The sequence below is a fragment of the Bacillus sp. FSL R9-9497 genome (assembly GCF_038005805.1).
GTDB classification, from domain to species: Bacteria; Bacillota; Bacilli; order Bacillales; family Bacillaceae_G; genus Bacillus_A; species Bacillus_A cereus.
This window is the reverse complement of the sequence record NZ_JBBOTY010000001.1, coordinates 2,348,419-2,354,564: the sequence shown is the minus strand read 5'-3', so window position 1 is coordinate 2,354,564 and position 6,146 is coordinate 2,348,419. Positions and strand designations below refer to the sequence as shown.

The following is a 6,146-nucleotide window of genomic DNA, read 5'->3' as shown; positions in this document are numbered from 1 at the left end:
TTTTACACCCTCTTCTTTGTTAATTTAAGTAATACTTTGCTCAAGCTTTCTTCCGTAAGATCCTCTGCATCAGCAAAATCTGATACCGTAAAAGCAGACTCTGTTGTTGGTTTATTTATAAGTTGACGAAGATGCCTCAACATACCATCTGCTATCACTTGAATTTTTAATTTAGAAAACTGTTCCCTACTATACATCCAAATAAAATGTAACTTTTCATCTTTCACCATTCCGATAACATCAATTAGATGAGATGGTTTGGAATCTGGAGCATGATCTAAAAATGTAAATCCTGTCTCTTGCATAAACAAAGAGTCCCTTGAAAACACCTGATCAAATTGGCCCAAATAGTTAAAGCTTATTGAAGGCTTTTGCTGATAAAACGGAAGTAATCCTTTATTCAAGTAACGTAAAATACCATAGTCAACTCCGCGATTTGGGATTCGACGCAATTGCTCTTTGACTGCCTTTAACCCTTCAATAGGTGTCTGAGTTCCTTGAAAATTGAGATGAACGGGATAAATACTCGTGAACCAGCCCACTGTCCTTGATAAATCAATACCTTCAATCATCTCTTCTCTTCCGTGTCCTTCTAGATGAATAGAAACGGTTTGCTGATTTGTACAATCGACGATAGCTTGTCCTAATGCCGTTAATAGTACCTCATCAATCCTTGTCTTATGAGTGACTAGAACTTCGTGAAACAATGCTTGTGTTTCTTCTATTCCTAAAGTCCTCGTTACTTGATCAATCGATTCTTCTGTCGTTTCTTGTATTGGATAGTCCATTGGAATTTTCATCGTTTCTTTTTCTACTTGTTCATTCCAATAATTTTGTATTTCTTTTAAAATACCCGAATTACTGTACGTCTGGAGTCGTTCAGACCACTCTTTAAAAGATGTACTTTTCGCAGGTAAGCGAATTTCTTGACCTTGTTTCATCTGGTTATATACCACCTGTAAATCTTCCAATAGAATCCTCCATGACACTCCATCTACTACTAAATGATGTATCACCCAGAATATTCGATCATTTTCAGTCAAGTTATCTTCAAAGTACACTACTTTCATTAACGGACCAGTAATTAAATTGAAACTAGCTTGATTAATGTTCATCTCTTCTTGTATTATTTTATTCCACTCTTTTTCATTAACTTGATTCCGTTTTACAACATGGAGTACTGACAGCTCATCAGTCCCTTCATTTCTCTGCCTCCACGTTCCGTTTGGTAACTGTTCGTACCGGAAACGTAAAGCATCATGATGTTTCAGTAAATTTAATATCGCTCCCTCTAGTAACTTCACATCCAATCTTTCTTTTACTCTTAAAAGCATTGATTGATTCCAATGCTCTGGATGTGCATGTTCTTGCTCGAAGAACCAGCACTGAATTGGAGTAAGAGGCACATCACCTATCACAATTCCCTGCTCCGCTTGTACTCCCTGCGTTTCTATAGCCACTTGTGCCAGCTCAGCGATAGTTGGGCATTCAAACATTTGCTTTGGAGTAAGTTTTAACCCCACTTGACTTGCTTGAGATATGATTTGAATACTGAGAATCGAGTCGCCACCAATTTCAAAGAAATTATCATAGATTCCCACCTTTTTAACACCTAATACTCTCTTCCAAATGGTAGTTAGTATCTGTTCGTTACTATTCCGAGGGCCAACACATTCACTATTAATCTGCTTTTCCTCCGGCATAGGTAAGGCCTCACGATCAACTTTACCGTTAGCTGTAAGTGGAATAGCTTCCATCGCCACAAATCCCGAAGGAACCATATAACTTGGTAGTTTCGCTTTAAGATACTCTCTCCACGCATCTACATTTCCATCTCCTACAACATATGCTACTAATCGTTTATCGCCTGGCTGATCTTCTCTTACAATTACAACTGCCTCTTTTACATATGCATATGTATGTAAAGTAGACTCAATTTCCCCAATCTCAATTCGGAAACCACGTATTTTAACCTGATGATCAATTCTTCCACGATAATCTAGATTCCCATCTGGCAAATACCTCGCTAAGTCTCCTGTCCGGTATAATCTTGCTTTCAGATCACTACTAAATGGATGAGATATAAAACGCTCTGCTGTTAATTCAGGTCTATTTAAATACCCACGTGCAAGCCCCGCCCCGCCAATATAAAGTTCACCATCAACACCTATAGGAACAGGTTGTTGATAAGCGTCTAGTATATACACTTCTAAATCGGGAATCCGCTTTCCAATATTACTTCTTGAAGCATGCTGCACATCATCTAAAGTAATTGGATAATATGTAACATGAACTGTGGTTTCTGTAATTCCATACATATTAATTAACTGTGGGTTTTTCTCCCCATACCTTTGAAACCACGGTAACAAGCTAGTAGGTTCTAACGCTTCTCCGCCAAATATGACATAACGCAGCTGCAAATTTTTATTCTTATCTTCTTGTTCACACACTTGTATTAATTGTCGAAATGCGGAAGGTGTCTGATTTAGAACTGTGACTTCTTCCTCCACCAATAATTGATAAAAATCCTTAGGTGATCGACTAATCCAGTACGGAACAACAACTAATTTCCCACCATATAATAACGCTCCCCAAATTTCCCATACTGAGAAATCAAATGCATACGAATGAAAAAGCGTCCAAGTATCTTTTTCATTAAACTGATACCAACAATCCGTCGATTTAAATAACCGAATGACATTGTGATGCTCTATCATAACGCCCTTTGGATTTCCCGTTGATCCCGAAGTATAGATTACATATGCCAGATTTTGGGGACCGACACTAGAAACCGGCAAAGTCTTACTTTCTTTCCAAATCTCATCTTGATCACGATCCAGGCAAATCGACTCAACATTTTCTGGTAACCAGTTCAATTCTTTTAAACTTTCTTGCGTTACGAATAACTGAATGCTAGCATCTTCTAAAATATATTGAAGTCGTTGCTCTGGATATGTTGGATCAAGTGGGACATAAGCCCCACCAGCCTTCAAAATCCCTAAAATACCTACAATCATCTCGTGGGAACGTTCAACGCACAGTCCAACTAAAGTATCAGGTCCTACTCCTTTTTTCTGCAGATAATGAGCTAACTGGTTTGCACGTTCATTAAGCTCCTTATAAGTAATTTTTTCTTTTTCATACGTAACTGCAATAGCATTTGGATAAATCATCGCTTGCCGTTCGAACATTTCATGAATAGTTACTTGAGATGGGACATCCAGCTTAGGATTGTTGAACTCAACTAAACTTCTTCTTTTATCTTCATCAGAAATGATTTCGATTTCAGCTACCTTCTGCTTTGGTTTTTCAAAAGTGTTTTCCATTATCGCTAACATCACGTTAAAAAAACGTTTTATCTCTTCCTTAGAAAATAGCTCCTCACGATAATCAATATGTACATGTAAAGAGTCAATATCAATTAGATTTTCAATATGCACTGCAAAATCTTGCACCTCTTCATGGTTTGGAATCCATAGTGAGTCACCACTTTCATCACGATCCCTATAATCAATCGTAGTTCCGAAAAGTCTCACATTACTATTATTCTCTTTATTAATCTGCTTTAATAACAAATCAAATGGATATTTCTGGTGTCTCAATAATTTGCTTTGTTTTCTGGATACCCTACTAATAAATGAAAGTACTTCTTCTTCCGGATTAATATCCATTCTTAAAGGAACTGTACTCACCATCATTCCAATCAATTTTCGCTCCATTTTAGTCATACGATTGCCGTAAGCCATTCCTAAACCAATATCAAGCGATGAGGTCCACCGATACATGGACAACGAGAAAGCAGCAACAAAAAAAGTGTATAAACTAATTTTGTAATCTTCAGAAAATCTTTCTATCTTTCTCTTCAAATGCTCCGTTAATATAAACGTCTCACGTGATGCTTTGGTACTAACTTGGTACGTATTATAAGGCTTCAATCCAGTCGCAGATGGCAGTGTTTTAAATTCCTCTAACCAGAATTTTTGATCTTTTTGAAAACGACTACTATTCAAATATGTTTGTTCATTAGTCAGAAATTGAACATATGAATTTTTAATTTCGCCTTCCTCATTCTCGTTATGCATGTCATAATAATATTTTGCAATCTGCTCAGTAAATATTTGAATTGATAAACCATCCATAATAATATGATGAACATTTCCAAAGACTGCACATTCATCATCGTTTAATTTTATTAAAGCGAAATAGTATAAATTTGAATTAAATAATGTAAACGTTTCTTTTGTTTTCTGCTCAATCCATTCCTCAAGCAAATTTGTATTCTCCACATTACTGAAATCAAAAAACTCAAATTCTTGTTCTTCATGTTTAATAAAATATTGTTTCGGTTCCTGATGCTCATTTTCTTTTAACCTAATGCACAGACCGTCATTTTCACTGATAACGCGATTCACAACTTGGTTTAATTTTGAATAATTCATTTTCCGATGAAGTTTAAATAAAAATCTTAAATTACATATTCCTTTATCAGAATGAATAACTTCTGTATACCATATTCTTCGCTGCGGATGGCTTAATGGATAACATTCCTCATTGGTCATAAAAATCTTCCCTTCAAAAATTATTTGCTCTTATAGGTTCGTGTTTATGTTTAGCCCATAAATATTTCTGCAGTGAAACTCCAATTACTCCAATAATAACAAGCCCAATCCCTCCATAAACATAGAGTTGAGTTACTCCAAACAAATGCACTAATGGACCACTCATAGCAGGAGAAATAATTAGAACTGCGTTTGTTAAACTGCTTTGTATACCAAATACTCTTCCTACTTGATCTTGATCCGATTCTATTTGTAAAATGACTTGATTAGATACAAGCATCAGCCCACTTCCGATACCAGCGATAAAACTAATTAAATAGGCTAAAACGAAGACCGTACCGGGCGTTATCAAACCAATCCCCCCAAAACCAATTCCCATTAAAACCATACCTCCGCATACTACCCAGCCATATTGAAATTGTTTTAATTTCTGAGTTAGTAATGCACCAAGTATTCCGCCAAGACCAATAATAGAAATGATATATCCCATTTTACTTTTATCATGTGGGAATAAGCTCTTAAATAAAGTTGGGAATTGTGAGTCTACTAATTGTAATACCGCCATGGCTATTGTAACGAAAATCATGGTTGATAATATTATCCGATTAGATAACACATAACCCCACCCTTGTACCCAAGCGGTCCAAGTACTTTGTTTTTGCTTTTCAACAAATTTTTTCGATATAGTTTCTTTAAATTTTATTGTGGGTATCAAAACTAAAGTAGCTAATAAACAACTTATAGCTCTTATAATGAGGCAGAACTCTGGTTGAAACCAGCTCAACAACATGCCCCCTATAAGTGGGCCTACTATCTTTGTACCCTGCTCTACTATTCCGTTGATACTTACTGCTTTAGTAAGCAAGTCCGGGGATACAATCTGTCTTGTTAGTGTTTGCTGTGCAGGATAATAGAAAACAATAAAAATGGAACGAATCATTAATGCCACTAAGAGCCAGTGGATATCTTGTACAAATAAAAGAGCAATTGTTATTAGACCAACCATTAGATTACAGAACATCATAATTGGAATTTTTCTAAAACGATCTGCAATAACACCTGCCCATGAGCCAAAAATAATTCCAGGAAGTGCATATGCAACAGGAATCAATCCAATCATAGTAGGATCTACTTCCCATTCAAACCCAACTATAGTCATAATCGCTAACATATCAATAAAAACACCAAGCATAAGCAATGAATAGGCAGAGAAAACTTGTAAATAAACCCTATTTCCTAATAGGCCTTTTGAATCAGTAGTTTTCATAAAAGCAAGCTCCTTAGGTTACTAATATAAACGCTTTTGCGTATAAGGTACCTCTTTATTAAACCTAATTAATCATTATTGAAATCTCACCTAGAATTTAACTTCGTCAAAACTCAAACCAGTCTTGTTTTTCATATATTTAAAATAGTCAGACAAACAAAAACGTACCTATTTCTTCATTTTTATATCAACTGTTACAAAATATATCTTTACCTTACACTAATAACAGCTAAACGTTGCCTTAATATAACCCTTTACAGTTGTTTGCACATTCAATTCACATCCTTTTTAAAGTTGGCTTTTTTCTATCTCAAATACTA

The 6,146-nt window shown here is 35.7% G+C and carries 2 protein-coding genes; both read right to left on the bottom strand.

All coding sequences use genetic code 11. The features are described from left to right. Positions 1–2: 2 nt before the first annotated feature. Positions 3–4,559, bottom strand: a complete 4,557-nt coding sequence (locus tag MKY21_RS12205) for an amino acid adenylation domain-containing protein (RefSeq protein ID WP_341076352.1) — start codon at positions 4,557–4,559, stop codon at positions 3–5. 13 nt (positions 4,560–4,572) lie between these two features. Then, positions 4,573–5,826, bottom strand: coding sequence for an MFS transporter (locus MKY21_RS12200; protein ID WP_016117929.1), 1,254 nt, complete (start codon positions 5,824–5,826; stop codon positions 4,573–4,575). Between the last annotated feature and the right edge of the window lie 320 nt (positions 5,827–6,146).

Bases quoted from the DNA above. Each gene is read 5' to 3' on its own strand.
- MKY21_RS12205 (WP_341076352.1), bottom strand. From the start codon at position 4,559: ATGACCAATGAGGAATGTTATCCATTAAGCCATCCGCAGCGAAGAATA.
- MKY21_RS12200 (WP_016117929.1), bottom strand. From the start codon at position 5,826: ATGAAAACTACTGATTCAAAAGGCCTATTAGGAAATAGGGTTTATTTA.